Origin of the sequence: Photobacterium sp. GB-56 (assembly GCF_003026105.1) — a bacterium.
Lineage (GTDB): Bacteria > Pseudomonadota > Gammaproteobacteria > Enterobacterales > Vibrionaceae > Photobacterium.
The window spans coordinates 40,352-56,898 of the sequence record NZ_PYNW01000005.1 but is presented as its reverse complement, the minus strand read 5'-3'; the positions used below and the strand labels follow the sequence as shown (position 1 = coordinate 56,898).

General features: G+C 37.1%; 14 protein-coding genes. 7 read left to right on the top strand and 7 right to left on the bottom strand.

Annotated features, from left to right (window positions below; translation table 11 throughout):
- Positions 1-2 precede the first annotated feature (2 nt).
- Positions 3-1,982 (bottom strand): methyl-accepting chemotaxis protein, encoded by a 1,980-nt coding sequence (locus tag C9J42_RS08475; protein WP_107206955.1) that lies wholly within the window; start codon positions 1,980-1,982, stop codon positions 3-5.
- A gap of 340 nt (positions 1,983-2,322) precedes the next feature.
- Between C9J42_RS08475 and C9J42_RS08470 the strand changes: the two genes are divergently transcribed.
- Positions 2,323-3,315: a lipoate protein ligase C-terminal domain-containing protein gene (locus tag C9J42_RS08470; RefSeq protein WP_107206954.1), complete on the top strand. Its 993-nt coding sequence runs from the start codon at positions 2,323-2,325 to the stop codon at positions 3,313-3,315.
- A gap of 482 nt (positions 3,316-3,797) precedes the next feature.
- On the opposite strand, the gene C9J42_RS08465 is transcribed toward C9J42_RS08470, so the two are convergent.
- Complete coding sequence (locus C9J42_RS08465) at positions 3,798-5,039, bottom strand: trypsin-like serine protease (RefSeq protein ID WP_233218492.1); 1,242 nt, start codon at positions 5,037-5,039, stop codon at positions 3,798-3,800.
- Between the two features lie 162 nt (positions 5,040-5,201).
- Positions 5,202-6,209 carry a trypsin-like serine protease gene (locus C9J42_RS08460; protein WP_107287904.1) on the bottom strand — a complete coding sequence of 336 codons (1,008 nt, stop codon included), beginning with the start codon at positions 6,207-6,209 and terminating at the stop codon, positions 5,202-5,204.
- A gap of 377 nt (positions 6,210-6,586) precedes the next feature.
- On the opposite strand from C9J42_RS08460, the gene C9J42_RS08455 reads away from it, so the two are divergent.
- The gene (locus C9J42_RS08455) at positions 6,587-7,159 is read left to right on the top strand and encodes an alkylphosphonate utilization protein (RefSeq protein ID WP_107206951.1); all 573 of its coding nucleotides are present in this window, start codon (positions 6,587-6,589) and stop codon (positions 7,157-7,159) included.
- Positions 7,160-7,256: 97 nt separating this feature from the next.
- On the opposite strand, the gene C9J42_RS08450 is transcribed toward C9J42_RS08455, so the two are convergent.
- Together C9J42_RS08450 and C9J42_RS08445 are read right to left on the bottom strand one after the other, a co-directional pair.
- A complete protein-coding gene (locus C9J42_RS08450; protein WP_107206950.1) occupies positions 7,257-7,685 on the bottom strand; it encodes an RDD family protein in 429 nt (142 codons plus the stop codon).
- Positions 7,678-9,096 carry a coniferyl aldehyde dehydrogenase gene (locus tag C9J42_RS08445; RefSeq protein WP_107206949.1) on the bottom strand — a complete coding sequence of 473 codons (1,419 nt, stop codon included), beginning with the start codon at positions 9,094-9,096 and terminating at the stop codon, positions 7,678-7,680. Before C9J42_RS08445 ends, C9J42_RS08450 begins: the two co-directional genes overlap by 8 nt.
- 203 nt (positions 9,097-9,299) lie before the next feature.
- Here C9J42_RS08445 and C9J42_RS08440 point away from each other — a divergent pair, with 203 nt between their 5' ends.
- The gene (locus C9J42_RS08440) at positions 9,300-9,944 is read left to right on the top strand and encodes a glutathione S-transferase (RefSeq protein WP_107287905.1); all 645 of its coding nucleotides are present in this window, start codon (positions 9,300-9,302) and stop codon (positions 9,942-9,944) included.
- 171 nt (positions 9,945-10,115) lie between these two features.
- The gene (locus C9J42_RS08435; RefSeq protein ID WP_107261388.1) at positions 10,116-12,446 is read left to right on the top strand and encodes a phosphocholine-specific phospholipase C; all 2,331 of its coding nucleotides are present in this window, start codon (positions 10,116-10,118) and stop codon (positions 12,444-12,446) included.
- Between the two features lie 58 nt (positions 12,447-12,504).
- Here C9J42_RS08435 and speG read toward each other — a convergent pair whose 3' ends face one another.
- Both speG and C9J42_RS08425 read right to left on the bottom strand, forming a co-directional pair.
- Positions 12,505-13,029: a spermidine N1-acetyltransferase gene (speG, locus tag C9J42_RS08430; protein ID WP_107206946.1), complete on the bottom strand. Its 525-nt coding sequence runs from the start codon at positions 13,027-13,029 to the stop codon at positions 12,505-12,507.
- A 139-nt stretch (positions 13,030-13,168) separates the two neighbouring features.
- On the bottom strand, positions 13,169-14,071 hold the full coding sequence (locus C9J42_RS08425) for a LysR family transcriptional regulator (protein ID WP_107206945.1): 903 nt from the start codon (positions 14,069-14,071) through the stop codon (positions 13,169-13,171).
- A gap of 117 nt (positions 14,072-14,188) precedes the next feature.
- On the opposite strand from C9J42_RS08425, the gene C9J42_RS08420 reads away from it, so the two are divergent.
- The 3 genes from C9J42_RS08420 to C9J42_RS08410 all read left to right on the top strand — a co-directional run bounded on the left by C9J42_RS08420 (position 14,189) and on the right by C9J42_RS08410 (position 16,412).
- Positions 14,189-14,716 carry an NADPH-dependent FMN reductase gene (locus C9J42_RS08420; protein ID WP_107287906.1) on the top strand — a complete coding sequence of 176 codons (528 nt, stop codon included), beginning with the start codon at positions 14,189-14,191 and terminating at the stop codon, positions 14,714-14,716.
- A 465-nt stretch (positions 14,717-15,181) separates the two neighbouring features.
- Entirely contained in the window at positions 15,182-15,940 is a 759-nt protein-coding gene (locus tag C9J42_RS08415) for a hypothetical protein (RefSeq protein WP_107206943.1), read from the top strand.
- 115 nt (positions 15,941-16,055) lie between these two features.
- Positions 16,056-16,412 (top strand): hypothetical protein, encoded by a 357-nt coding sequence (locus C9J42_RS08410; protein ID WP_107206942.1) that lies wholly within the window; start codon positions 16,056-16,058, stop codon positions 16,410-16,412.
- The last annotated feature ends 135 nt before the right edge of the window (positions 16,413-16,547 follow it).

The following is a 16,547-nucleotide window of genomic DNA, read 5'->3' as shown; positions in this document are numbered from 1 at the left end:
ATTTATACCTTAAATCGTTCAATCAATTGACGTTGTTCTGCAGCTAGTTTAGATAGCGACTCACTACTGTTTGCAGACTCACGCGCTTCTGACTCTGCGTTGTAAGCAACACTCGCAATCCCATTAATATGCTCAGCAACATCTTGACTCACTGAAATTTGCTCTTCGGTTGCATGAGCAACTTGCTCTGCCATTTCAAGAATAACGCGCATACGATCAGCTATCGTTTGTAGTGTTTCATCTGTCAAACGTGTTTGTTCAACACATTGCTCCGTTTGTTTATGACTTCTCGCCATGACCTTAGTTACCATTTCAGCGCTGTGCTGAAGGTTATCGATCATCTCATTTATTTCTTCTGTTGATTGTTGAGTTCGATTTGCTAAAGCACGGACTTCATCAGCAACGACAGCAAAACCACGCCCTTGCTCACCCGCACGTGCTGCCTCAATCGCCGCGTTAAGTGCCAATAAATTCGTTTGCTCAGCAATGCCGCGGATAACATCTAAGATACTACCTATATTCACCGTAAAGCTTTCTAATTTGCGTGTGATATCAACCGCTTCAGTAATATCAATCGATAGTTGCTCTGTGATGTTTCGACTATTAAATACTAAGTCTCGCCCTTGTTGCGCAGCCTGATTTACTTCATTGACTTCATTCACAGTCAGATCTGATGAACGTGAAATTTCTTTCGCACTGACTTCTAATTCAGAAATAGCAGCGGCTACTTGATCTGTACGTTGTTTTTGATCTTCAACACGGCTCATCGCCTGTTCACTTGTAGCAGCGGTTTTATTTGCCTCTGTTACTAGTTGTAAAGAGCCATCGTTAATTTTGGTGAGAATATCAGCCATACTTTCAGACAGTTGGTCGATTGAGCGAGACAGCGCACCAAATTCACACTGAGATTGGTAATTAGTACGTTGAGTCATATCACCCGCTGTCATCTTACGTAATACCGCATTAATACGTGCTAATGGCGTGTGGATACTTTTTGCCGTAGTAAAGGCAATAATTAAAGCAATAACACCTGAAACCAAACAGGCAATAATAATACTGTACGTCGCTTGGTTGGCTGCAGCATCAGCAGCATTTCGACTATTATATGCATTGCTACTCGCATACTGCATATAATCATTAAGTGCTGTTTGAGTAATAACAACTTGCTGATTAGACTGTTGATTCAAAGCTGACAGTTGACTTTCTAGCTGGTTATTTTCAGCCATAACCGCCAGTAATCCTGTTTTACCCAATGCTAAATCATGGACGCGTTGTAAATTACGCGCATAACGCGCTTTCACATCTTCAGGTACATTAATGCGCTCTAAACCTTGTTTTGCTAATTCAATATCTTTAGCAAGCACTTGGCTTAGTTTTTCAAAGTTAGTATTTTTATTAGCACGACGGACATTTTTTAAGTCACGACTAATACCACTGGTAATAAGTTCAGCTCGATTGCTTAAAGAGCGTTTTACACTCGCACGTTGAAGTAATAAATTCGCAGACCATTGATAAGTATCTTCTAATCGAAGAAACGACAAATTAAGCTCTGTCAATCGGTCATTAACAGCAATCCATTGATTATGCGCATTAATTGTTTTTTGTGATAATTCAAAAAATTTATCAGCTGCAGCAAGTGCCGTTGATAGCTTTAGTCTCGCTTCCTCATCAACAGCATATTGCAATGCTTGTTGTTTTGCAGTGTTAAATTCACGTTGAGCCTGTAATACCGCCTCTTTTCGCTCATTTAATAAGTTCGATGATTGAGTCGTACGGTAATCAACAACTGATAGCTGATTTTCACGTAAGCTCGCGAGTAATTGACTTGCCGATGTAACCATAGGTGTCGACACCTCAGTGACATCAGTAAGGCGATCATGGATTCGACTGGTATTGATATAACTAATACTTCCAACTACGGCAATAAGAATAAACATTATTATAAAGCCGACAATGGTGCGCTGTACTATTGATAATGACATAACATGCTTCTATTTATGATTAAATCACGCCGCAGCTGATTAAATAAGATAAGTATGAATATACTTATTTCGCGGTTCTAAATAAAAAGTTAACAACAGAATCAATATCAAGATCACACTTTATTATTTAAATAGTGATAAAGGTATTTATTATTTTTAATAAAATCCCGTTTAAATTCCAATTTGGTATTAAATGACAGTATTTTTAAATTTAAAAATAACTAATGCGATGTACCTCATATAAATACTTTTAATTTTTAGTTATCTCACTTAATTAAACTTGGCGTATATGCAACAATGTATTTTTATAATTCAAAGATTGATGATAAGAGATAATTTCATGAAACTGTCTATCTATTATTCAGAATCAACCGATCCAAGCTTCAATCAAGCGATTGAAGAAACATTACTGAAACAAGCGAATGGCAACAATATTATTGCTTTTTTATGGCAAAATCAGCGCTCTGTTAATATAGGAAAAGACCAAAATCCTTGGCGTGTATGTAAGCCGAAGCTACTTCGTCGTGAAAATATTAACATTGTCAGGCGTCATACAATTGGCGGTGCTATCTATCAAGATTTAACACACACAAATATTGCGTTAATCGGCCCTACTCATTATTTAACACAATGCTTAATTGAAAAAATATTAATAGGTACATTTGAGCCATTGAAAATAGATATCGCAGTCTCTGACAATCTTGAATGCTTAGTTGAAAATAGAAAAATTTCTAATACTGCGCTATCAGTCTCTGAAGAATATTTATTTTTTCATACTACTTTAAGAGTAAATACCTCTCTTGCTGATATATCAAAGTACATGAACAGTCGTTATTCTATTCTCAATCATCAAAACCTTGAACGATCTTATACCTCTATTAACCAACATATTCGTCCATTAGAACATAATGAATTATGTCATTACATTAGTGACAGTATTCAAAAAACACTAAAGCTTGATGTCGAAAATACGGTTATTGTAAATAACCAGCATCCCGATTGGTTCGAATTTAGTACAAATTTTTATCGTCTGAAAAGTTGGGATTGGAATTACGGTCAATCACCTAGTTTTATTGAATCATTAGAAACTGAATTTTCATGGGGACACGTAGAACTGAAATTGAATGTTGATGCTGGAGTGATCACCAAAGTCTACTATGATGCGCCTACCCAATACCACAATATGATGAATGACCTAAGTCAAGCGGCAATTGGTTATCCATTTAATGCCAAATCTGTTATATCCATTGTCTGTGGCTTATTGCTCACGCATTCAGAAGATTATGATGAGTTGATGGCACTTTCTGAATGGCTACAACAAGAAATTGCATAAGAGTAAAGATGCTAACTTTTAAGGAAAAATTTAGTTTTATGTCTATATATTGAACTAAATCAATTGGACATCAATTACACTATTTTTATCATTAACAACTTCTTGACTTTAGCAGAGGCGGCACCAAATCTAGCCTATCTGCTTTTCCCACAGACTTATACACAGCTTCTGTGGATAATAGGGACTATTTGTTTCTCCTTACGATACGTATTCCATGGGTATTTTTATAACAAGAGTGACTTATACAAATAAAAATTAAACAATAAGAATCATAAGGTTAAATAAAAAAAATGAAATTATTAACTCTAAATAGTTATTAATTTCACTTTATTTATGACATAAAAATACTGTGAATAAATCGTTTTAATTACTCATAATTCAACACAACTTTTGATAAATTTATGCTAAGTAATTTCATCAATATCATTCATAAAAAACCACCAGCTTGTACTGATGGTTTGTGTAAATTAATAGTGAGTCATTTAGCTCTTTTTACGCCTTAAGTAAGTCATCATTCCAAGTAACGTAAGCGATAAAGCACCGATATGGCCGCCACTTCCACCATCATCTTCAGTGATATTACAGTTATTAGCAGAGATACTGTCATTACAGTTCATTTCTGCGTCTGCCTTTTCTTTGGCTAAAAATTCAGGCAATGTGATTACTTGTTCTGGTACAACAGCAACAGACTCATTGATCCAGTCATAATAAGTTCCCACACGGGTATAAAACGTTGGTCGTGTAAGTGATCCACATTGAGGCTCACCTGCTGAACCGCCGCTCACAATACCAATTTGTACCCAGTTGCTATTATTATCTTGGGTTAATAGTGGTCCGCCACTATCGCCAAAACAAGCATCAGGACCGAGCAAATCAGGGCCTTCAAGTTTACGCGCTGGCAATGTACAAAGTTTAGTTGTATTTGATGGGCTATCAATAAAAATACCGGCAGGATCTTGAGACTCAAAACGTTCATAACATTTATCAATTGGGAAACTTGCTAACATTGTTTCTAGCAAGGTATCTGAAGTATCACCTTCATAAGCTAAGCTATTTTCTTCCGCCGTCTCTTCATCTTCTGACGTTGATATTGCTTCTGTTACCCCCCAGCCTTGGACTTTGACATTTTCAGGAAGATTTTTCTCGTTCCACTCTGCCTTTAATTTATCATCAAGCTCCACGGCTAAGCTGGTTGACGCTAGCGTAACTTTACCAACACCATCAAAATCACGGTTTACACGTATAAGCGCGACATCATTATCTAATGCAGTATTAATAATCTCGGTTTCAAGATCAACGCCGTTATCTGTTGAAACTTGAAGTAAAATAAGAGGGTTATAATCAGGATGAACAACAACATGAGTCGCTGAATAAATATCTTTAATATTTGCTGATGCATTATCAACAAGGCCTGTGGTAACGGTTATATCGGATGGTGCTACCACTGCCAAGCCTGATGCTCCAGCTCCTCCGCCACCAACAACGCAGTGAGCTGCAGTGACTAACCAGCGATCATTTAAAACGGTGGCACCACAAAAATGTGATTCATTTGCTTTATTCATACGCAGCGACGCCATGAAATTATCTTCAGTTGCAACCGCGACTTCATCACCACCAATAATATAAGGAACGAGTTTTTGCTGTTCTGTTTGAGCGTAGACAGAACTACTTACCCCTAAAGCAATGCAGACACTCAAAGAATGAGCTAATTTGTTCACCATCATTAAATCCTTTTAAAATACAGCTAATTTAATGATACCGAATACTCTTCATTGCTTGCTTAGAAAGATAAACGAGTTGCGACAGGCTTCTTTTTTCTATGTAACTTGTTCTAACAAACATAGAAAATATTAAATCAAGTCCACAGCAACTCGTTTCAATAGTTATTAGCTACGCTTTCTTCGTAACCAGCCCATTGCCAGTAATGACATCATTAAACCTGCACCAACAGAACCGCCACCACCACCGTTATCGCTATTATCTTTAAGTATTGGTGTTTTCTCTGCAATTACGTTATTAATCCAGTCATCGTAAGCACCTACACGGGTATAGACATCAGGTGAATCAGTTCCACATGGCGGTAGACCAAAACTGGTAATTCCTAATTGAACAGTTTCTCCTGCAGTACTTTGATAATAAAGAGGCCCCCCACTATCTCCAAAACATACCCCCATAAGATCATCCTTCTCAAATGTGCACATCTTTAATGTATCTGCAGGGCTAGAGAACCAATTTTCTCCCGGTGATTGCAAATAACATTGGCTCATTGGTAAATAACTGAGATTTACTTCCATCAAAACATCAGATCCACCTTCATTATTCGTTGCTGTACGCCCCCACCCTTGAGCCAGTAACTTACCATCTTCTTCACTTAACGCAGTTTCAATTTCAAAGGCTTCTTGCTCTGTAGGTAAAGAAACAATCTTCGCCGTGTCTATGTTTCTAGATACAGCTATTAAAGCAATATCGTAAGCAAATTTAGTGTTATTTTTACTATCAAGGCTACCATCCTCATTTTTTAAAGGTTCAGGTAAATAATCTGGATGCACAATAACTTCAACAGCCTGATAAGTATTGTCCGGCTCAAAATCAGAACGCCCTGTTACACCTGCATAAATTTTAATATTTTCTGTAGGTATCGTTTGCAATGAGGCATTTTGCGGGCCCGTTCTTATACAGTGTGCAGCAGTTAATACCCACCGTTCTGCAATTAAAGATCCAGTACAGCCTACTTGTCCAGATTCAATATACACAGTTGATAATTCTTCAGGGTTTGTTTGAACCTCATTACCACCAATAATATACGCACTAATATCACTTTCTGACGCCGTTGCAGAAAGAGGAAAAGACAGTATTCCCGCAATAGCTAGCCCAAACGTTGTCATTTTATTCATACAAGCCTTCTTAATTATTTTCCTTTTAATTAGGCTTATAAAGTAACAAATTATGACCAAACGAGCAGAAGTAAGAAGTAAAAAAGTGACACCATTCATAACCTGAAATAATAATATCTATTACTTAAAGCAGCAATTTTAGCAATCATGCCCATTAAATAAATACGACATCGTAAACATAACTTTGGCTTTGGTTAAAAAGGTTAAAATCTGATTACTTTTTAGTTGTCTCTTGGATAATTTCCTATGATATTTTTCTTCCTTTGGACACTAAACAGTCTGATGTACTATATATTTCGTGATCTCACGCTTGTTTTCTTCCCTTATGATTATTTGATGTGCATAATGTGCCCACAATCACTCTATGGACAATTCCCATGACTATCGAACAAGCTTTAAAAGATCGTAGCGAATCAAAATGTGAACTATGTTCTTCTGAAAATAACCTAGCTGTATACGCAGTTCCAGCGTCTGAAGATAAGAGCGCAGGCTGTAGTGTATACCTTTGTGATACTTGCCGTGGTCAGCTTGAAGCTCCAGAGACAACAGATGAAAACCACTGGCGTTGCCTAAACGACTCTATGTGGAGTCAGGTTCCAGCTGTACAAGTAATGGCTTACCGTCAACTTAAGCGTCTATCTTCAAAAACTGACTGGGCAATGGACCTAGTTGACATGATGTACCTAGAAGATGATGTTAAAGAATGGGCAGATAAAGGCCTTGTTGAAGAAGAACAAGCTTCTGTTCCAACACTTGATGCAAACGGCGCCAAGCTACAAGCTGGTGACAACGTAACAATCATCAAAGACCTTCCAGTTAAAGGTTCTAGCATGGTAATTAAGCGTGGTACTCCGGTACGTAACATCAGCCTAACTGATAACCCTCTTCATATCCAAGGTCGTGCAGACGGCGTTCAAATGGTTATCATTGCGGCATACACTAAGAAATAATTTTTAGTTTCGCTGAACATAGATAAAAGAAAGCCCTTAGCATTCTCATCGTTAAGGGCTTTTTATTATCTCGTTATTTATATCCAACAAAGATCTTTTATTTAGATTTCTTGATAACAACCGTATTGGCTAATTTATCATGCCACCCTTGTTTTCGTTTATCCCAGCCAACGGCAAGTAAGCCTATTCCTAAAGGGATTGCTGATAAATAACGAATAATAAATTGCTTAACCGTCGGTTTATCCCCTGTTGTCGCATCAACAATGATCGATTTTATTGCCATTTTCCCTGGTGTCGCTGATTTGTATAACCAAAAAAGCATCACGCCAATAAATGGCAGACCATAATTAACGAGTAAGCTCGCAGGATCAAAAGTAGCGCTCGACCCAGTCGAGAAGAAATCACCGTATAAACTGTACAATAATGGTGCCGTGACTAATGAAACAACCAATGTATCAACAATCGTCGCGACTACACGTTGCCAAAAGCCCACATAAATTACGTTATTAGTAATGCAATCAGTCATACTTTCCAAACTTTCGATTAACAATAAAGTTAATCATGCGTTTACCTAATGATGAATACGGTGAATATAATAGCTTCAATGCTGAAAAAGACGCTTGATACATTACAGGGCGCATCTTCGATAAACGTTCAAAGCCTTCTTTTCCATGATAATGACCTATCCCACTATGGCCGGAACCACCAAAGGGTAAATCATCTTGCGCCACATGTAACATTACATCATTAATTGTGACGCCACCTGAACGCGTCTGCTGAATAACCTTTTGTTGTATATCTTTATTGTTAGAAAAGAGATATAGAGCCAGTGGCCTATCACCTTTATTTATTGATGATATAACCTGCTCTATCGACTGATAGCCAAGGATGGGTAAAATAGGACCAAAAATCTCACGCTGCATGACTTGCATACTCTCATCCACTCCAATAACAAGGTGGAGTGGGAATTTACGCGAGTTCATATCAGGAGATGAATTGGGGATCAAGTTATAAATATCAGCCCCTTTCGCTTTTGCATCTTCTAAAGTCGTTACTAATCGTTCAAAGGACTGACTATCAATAATTGATGTGTAATCTTGGTGGTTAATATCGACAAAGCGCTTAGCTATAATCTTTTTTGCTTTTGTTACAACTTCTGGTAACAAAGCCTCAGGAACATACAGGTAATCTGGCGCTACACATGTTTGACCACTATTATACGTTTTTCCGCCTAAAATTCGCTCTAATGCCTTATTGAGATCATAATCATCAGCAATAATGGCTGGCGATTTCCCTCCAAGCTCCAAGGTCACTGGTACAAGGTTTTTCGCCGCATTTGCCATTACAGCTTTGCCCGTTGCACTTGAGCCCGTAAAGACTAAATGATCAAACGGTAATGCTGAAAATGCTTTACCTGTGTTGCCTTCTTCTGCAATAAAGCGAACCTTTTCTAACGAAAATGTATCTGTAAATAACTGTTGTAGCAATCGACAGAGCTCTGGGGAGTTTTCAGACATCTTCACCATCACTGAATTACCCGCAGCAATCGCGGCAACCAAAGGCGCAATAGCTAAAAATAAGGGATAGTTCCATGGCACTATAATACCAACAACGCCAACAGGTTGAGGTATCACTCTATTTTTAGCAGGTTGAAACCATATCGAGGTATGACGTTTTTGTACTCTCATCCAACGAGACAGATTTTTTTGTGTATATTTAATACATTCAATGCTGGTAAATATTTCAAGCAATGCTGTTTCTGAAGCCGAACGCTGACCAAAGTCCTGTGCAATCGCATGACAAATAGCATGTTGATTCTGCGTAATTAATAATGAGATCTTATCTAAATCGGTTAATCTTTCTTGTAAATCAGGCATTGGACATTGTAAAAATGCCTGTTTTTGTTGTGTTATATATTGATCTAACTGCTCATTCATCCGTATTACTCTCATCACAGAATCAAATTAAAACAAGGCTAAAATGTTATATGTATTGTAAGCATATCGTAAACACAGATCTTTATACTCTAATTCGTTAGCTTATGGTAATGAATCAATACAATACGTTACATAGATATACGCACCATGCTCTATTTTAGGCTACCCTCAATAACAGAAGGGACGAGTAGAAGGTTTTAGATATGTCACTACCTATTTTATATACACTAAGACAATGCCCTTACGCCATTAGAGCAAGATTGAGCCTGACACTTGCTGAACTTGATTTCGAACAACGTGATATTGATTTAAGGCGAAAGCCTGCCGAAATGTTAGACATAACACAGAAAGGAACGGTACCTTTACTAGTATTAGAAAATGGTGACTATATTGATGAAAGTTTAGAAATCATGATCTGGTCTTTGAACAAAAATGATCCTCATAATTTACTGTTAACTCATGCCCCCCACTTCTTTGCTGAGATGCTTAGCCTTATAGCAAGAAATGATCATAAGTACATATTAGCTTTAGATCACTATAAATCCGATGCTCGCCATTATAATCCAGAAGTAACAATCTATCGTAAACTTTGTGAATCATTTCTATCTGATCTCGAAAGCCGTCTGTCTAATCACAAGTATTTAATGACAGATACATTGAGCTTAGCTGATTACGCCATATTGCCTTTTATACGACAATTTTCGCATGTTGAACGTCAATGGTTTAGACAAGCCGATTATCCAAATATAAAGCAATGGTTAAGCAGTCTTTATCAAGAGCCTATCTTTTCACAAGCAATGAAAAAGTATCCATTATGGGATAATAGTAGAAGCACAGTTACCAATTAATACAATGACTTCACCATGACAAATTAGTGAATTAGTGGTGAATTTTACGAAGCGAATGTCAGCGCTGTGTTAATAACCATACTAACAATAATAGCTTAATAGTTATGAAATATTCCTTATTCAAATTAGCTTAAGGTTAATCAATAACCTGAGTTTTAATAAGGAATTATTATGGTAAACGATAGTCGTCGCTCATTTATAAAAAAGTCTGCCGTTGTTGGCGCAGGGGCTGCAGCAATAAGTACAACCCCAAATGTGTTTGCAAGTATTGAAAAGGCACTTTCAATCCCTGCGAACCGCAAGCACGGTAGTATCAAAGATGTTGAGCATGTCGTTATTTTAATGCAAGAAAACCGCTCCTTTGATCATTACTTTGGCACAATGACAGGTGTTCGAGGCTTTGCAGACCGCTTCCCGTTAAGGCAACCTAATGGGGATTTTGTTTGGAATCAGCATAACTCTAATCCAGACGAAGAAAGTACATTTAAAAAGACATTATTACCTTGGTATTTTAATACCAGCAAAAATATTGGCTACGAATTTTTTGCAGGTACTCCCCATCTTTTTAATAATGCACAATATGCAAATGCACACGGTAAAATGGACCAATGGCTACCGAATAAAACCGATAGAACAATGGGTTATTTTACAGAAAAAGAAGTCCCTTTTCAGTTTGCTCTCGCGAATGCGTTTACCTTATGTGAAGCTTATTATTGCTCAACACAAACAGGTACTAATCCTAACCGTGTCGTCCACTGGTCTGGTACAAATGATCCTCACGCAAAGAAAAATGGGCCTGTTATTAATAATAATCATGAAAACTTTGATAGCCCAGATGAAATCGAAAACGGTTATAAATGGACAACCTATCCTGAGAGGCTTCAACAAGCGGGTATATCGTGGCGTTTAGTGCAGAATATTAACAATAACTACACAGACAACCCCCTTGCTGGTTTTAAAACCTTTAGAGATGCGCATTATAATAATCCATCAGCGCCTTTCTACTTAAATGGTATAGGAACAGAAACTCAAGCTTCTATCGAAACATTCAAAGCACTTTATAACAGTGATGAAGGCTTACCTAAAGTTACTTGGATTGTAACTGAGGATGAATTCTCCGAGCATCCGGGTTGCTCGACGCCAACATTAGGCGCAGCCTATACATCTGAAGTCTTGGATATACTCACTTCAGATCCTAGCGTTTGGGCTAAAACCGTATTCATTGTTAATTTCGATGAGAATGATGGCTTATTTGACCATATGCCACCACCGTCGGTTCCTCACAAAACACCTGATAACAAGGTGTACGGTAAGTCAAATATCAATACCCATAATGAATATTATTATGATACCGATTATTCAAAAACGGAGGAAAATGTCGATAATTTTGTAAATAACGCTTCACATGGATTAGGACCACGAGTGCCTTGTTACGTAATATCGCCATGGAGTATTGGCGGGAATATTAACTCACAGGTGTTTGATCATACTTCTGTGTTGCGCTTCTTAGAAAAAGTAACAGGCGTTGAAGAGCCAAATATCTCGACCTGGCGTCGTGAAATTTGTGGCGACCTCACCTCTTGTTTTGATTTTGAAAAGCGGAGTCACACAATTGATTTTCCACAGGGTAAATCAGAATTTGAAGCCCTTCAGTTAAAAGCGGCAGCAGAAAAAGAGCATCAGAAACATCTGCCTAAACCTGGTCATGAACATGAATATGGATACGATGAGTCAGGAAAAAGAACCAAACCACAAATGAGTTTAATTGGTTTACCCGTGGTTACACAAAATGGTTCTCGCCCATCTTGCCAGCTTCCATATGCGCCTAAAGTAGATATTAAATTTAAATCTGATGCCGTAATGTTTGAGTTCGCTAACCAAGGCAAACAAGGCATCGTATATCAAACCTATAACTACCTTGCCCATAATGAGCCCCAGCAAGACAAATTTCTCGCTCCAGAAAATAGCCCATATGATATGACCATGCCACGTCAATACAGTGTAGCGTCAAAAGGAGCCAATAAGCTTGAACCTGCAGTTTCAGATAAATGGACAATTGGTGATCATAGAGACTTTGATTTAATGACCTTTGGTCCCAATGGCTTCATTCGTCGAGTAAAAGGTTTTACATCTGAGCATAGAGAGATGCCAATTGTTTCAATCGTTCACAGAGAGTCAAGAGCAGGTCATGCTACCCCTCACCTATCGTTTAAAATTGAAAATCGCTCTAAACAAACTCAAATCATTACAATAACAGATAATATTTACGGCAAAGATCCTGTGGAAGTTAAGATAAAGGCGGGGAAAGTAGAACATATCGCTTATAAAACCTGTAAACACTGTTGGTATGATTTATCAATAACAGCAGATAATTGTAAATATTTCTCATTACAAGCAGCAGGACGTATTGAGATGAATCACAAACACAACTTTCAAGCTGTTACAGATCCTGAGATGGGTAACTTTTCTTGCGATAGTGAGCTAAATAGCTTACGGAGTTAATATTTGAAATAGAAACCAGACAAGTTATTGTCTTCATTACCTTGTCTGGTTTTTCTAATTACTGATTACGGCTTAAGAAATATTCATCCTGTAAGATATACATTCGCTTAATATCACAGTACTTACCATTAATGAAAATTTCTTTCACTAGATGGCCTTCCTCTACAAAACCACATTCTTCATACAAGTGGATCGCTTTTTCATTCGCAACCGATACATGCAAATATACTTTATGTAGATTAAGAATCGTAAACGCATAGTTTAGCGCACGATTAATTAAAGTACGCGCATAACCATTACCCTGAAATTCAGGCGCAATAATAATCTGAAATTCCGCTGTACGGTGGATATTGTTAATTTCAACCAGTTCAACAAGACCAATTGACTCTTCATCTTCATTTTCAACAATAAAGCGACGCTCAGTACTATCATGAATGTGTTTACGATATAGCTCTTCAAGCTCTGCAAACGATTCATAAGGCTCTTCAAACCAGTACGCCATAATCGTGCGGTTGTTATTTAATTGATGAATAAAGCGAAGATCAGTTTTCTCTAGTGCACGCAGACGAATAGCATTGCTCATTTATCTATACCCTTGATAGTAATGAAGCAGTAAATACAGAAGACTTACTACTAATACAGAAAAAATACCACTTTACATCACAAAAAAAAAAGAAAACTTGTAACAAGATATTCGACGAAGCATGCCAATGCTTAGTAAGCTAAAACGGTGTCACTATTTCTGTTATTAAATCTAGGAAGCAGCTTACTTTCGATGCGACATGTTTACGTGTTGGATAGAGCGCATAAACATCAATTTCAGGGAAAATGTAATCATCAAATAATAGCGTTAATTCACCTGATTGTAGTTGTGCCTCTATATAAAATTCAGGTACACGGATAATACCCAATCCATTATCAACCAGTGCTAGTGACATTTCCGTACTATTACTCAATACGCGTTGTTGTACTTCGACTAGTGTTTTGTTTCCTGCTTTATCTCGGTATTCCCAGACATTGAATTTTTTCAAATTAGTATAACAAAAGCAGCTATGAGCGGATAATTCCGAAGGATGTTGTGGGTAACCATAGACTTTTAAGTATTGTTTTGATGCCACTGTGCAAATTCTGCTGCTATAAATACGCTTACAAATCAAACTCGAGTCATCTAATTTAGCAGTAGCGCGGATAACTAAATCATAACCGTCGGCAATCACATCAATAGGCTTATCACTCATATCTAGATCGAGCGTAACTTCAGGGTATCGAGATAAATATGTTGTGAAAACATCGGCTAAATACTGTTTACCAAACCAGACAGGGCAACTAACTTTTAACGTTCCTTTTGGCTCAACGGTACTTTGTGTTATTTCCGCAACGGCTTGCTCTGCATCACTAATCAGTTGTACACACTCTTGATAATAAGTCTTCCCTTCAGGAGTTAAAGCAATGCTCCTTGTGGTGCGATTAAGGAGTCGAACCCCTAAGCGACTTTCAAGTTTGGCGATTTCTTTACTTACATAAGAATTAGAGTGTCCAGTAGCTTCGGCAGCGGCACCAAAACCGCCGCACTTCACTACTTGAACAAACACAGTGATACCATCAAATAATCGATTATTAGCCATATGGAATCTATCTAATCACTTTTAGCCTATTAATTACACCTGAACTCTAATATACACTCTGTACAAAGGTTAACAACGGCATGTTGTTAAAAGACTTGTGGATATGGGGATTTAAAAATGAAACTACTTGCTTTTGCGGCATCGAACAGCCAACACTCTATCAACCGTGCATTAGTGACATATGCGGCATCACAAGCTAATACCGATGACGTTGAAATTTTAGATCTTAATGATTTTGAGATGGCGATTTACAGTATCGATCGTGAAAATAACTCAGGCATTCCAGAACAAGCACAAATCTTTTTCGATAAGATTGGCCAAGCGGATGCTATTTTAATTTCATTTGCAGAATATAATGGTTCATATACATCGGCTTATAAGAATGTTTTCGATTGGACCTCACGTATAGATCAAAAGGTATTCCAAAATAAACCAGTGATCATGCTAGCTACTTCTCCGGGTCCTGGTGGCGCTGCGAGTGTATTAAATAGTGCTGTTACGTCTGCACCATATTTTGCCGCCAAGGTGGTAGGATCATTATCTATACCTAGTTTCTATGAAAACTTTGATTTAGAAAAAAACACATTAATTAACGATGATTTAAACCAGCAATTAACAGAACTAATTAATAAATTAGAACGTTAACAGCCTACAAAAATAAAATTAAGTTGATGGTTTTTCATAATCAAATCACTTTACATACGAGAATGGCAACAGTCGCACAACTCACGAATACTCACTCTAATTAGCTTCATGATAAATTATAAGGTTGCTGTATCTAAATATTAAATATAGCAATCTTCTTTTCACTGCCATTATTCAGTTTTCACCATCACACTTGACGCTTTACTCACAAAACTGAACAGCCCTCCTCCTAAATCCTGTTATAGTTTAGATAAACGATTAAAAAGTAGGCAGATTACACGTAAAATATATCTACCGAACAATACATCATAAAAAATAGATCCTTATTAGTATGTCGTAACTTGCTATTTTCTTTATAAAAACATGCTTTTTCGATAATATTGTTCACATTTAAACGTTTAAAACGTGAAATTCGTATAATCTTGTATCATGCTTAAAGAGCAGTAGCGTTAAAGGAGTACGCTTATGAGCACAAGGTTATGCGAAACTGCCAGCCTAGAACTCGAAGTTCAAAGTGCTGTGCAGCAAATCCTAACCACTATGGCATTAAATCCGTCATCTAATAGCCATAGTGCAAAAAAAAATGCGTGTATCTTTCAAAATAAGATCACTTACACGCTCTATCTACTTCTGCAATCATTTCAAGGAGCGTCTCTTAATACCATCAGCAAACAATGCCATTATGGATTTAGTGCCAACTTTCAGAATTTTGATCAAATAAGTCAGGAATTGACTGAGGTTATTCGTCAATCACAACAAGACTTTGCTATTAAAGCGGCGAACAGGCGTGGAACACTGACCCACATCACTCAGAAAGAAACAACTGATTTGGTTAAAAATACATTTAATACTGAATGTGAAATGGTCATGTCTGCTTTATCTATTCAACAAATCACATCACTCATTAACGCATTTACAACACAAGAGGATATAACAAAAAGTCTCGACCTTGTATTTAGTCGAGTTATTGTGAATCAAGATATTGATAAAGGCTTTCAACTATCAAAGCAAGCGACATATAAACTTGTCGAACAAATTTCACACTCGATTACTGGAGAACTATGTCGACTTATTTTAACGCAACATATAAGTCAACTACACCAAGAGGATTTTGAGTTATACTTACAGACGGTCAGAACGCTTGCTGAGCATTTTATCAGCCAATCTTATTTACTCAATGCCCCTTTTCTAATAGATAAGACCGATTTCGATAATTTAGAATAGCTTCAAGTAGCAGGATTATTCCTGCTACTTATCAATGATAAGTATCTTGAACATTACTTAATCACACGTATGATCGAAAAATCCTATTACTCTTATATAAAAGCAATCCTTTCTTATGCCTACATTGTTACGTTTTATAGAAATACACTGGAAAGTTATTACTTTACTAACGCTAATGTTAATTACAGTTTTATCACTATTACCTCAACCCAGCTTACCCCAAGTACCAGGAACAGATAAAACACATCACTTTATCGCTTATAGCGCATTAATTTTTGCTATTGGCCTAAAAATGCCTAAATATTGGTTTTGGTTATTTGTCGGGTGTATTACATGGAGCGGAGTAATTGAATTAATCCAGCCTTATGTTAATCGCTATGGCGAATGGCTAGATTTAGCTGCAAATACCGGAGGATTAATCACAGGCTTTATTCTTTCTCGTATTTGTTACAAGCTATTTTTATCAAAGTAACCATAAGTTTTCACATTAATGATGGCAGTTAATTATCATATATATCTTCCACATAGAACAGAATGAGGTCTGTAAAGTTAACGTCAAACATGCTGGCAATATTTTATTTATTCACATGTTTTTAAACTACTTCTT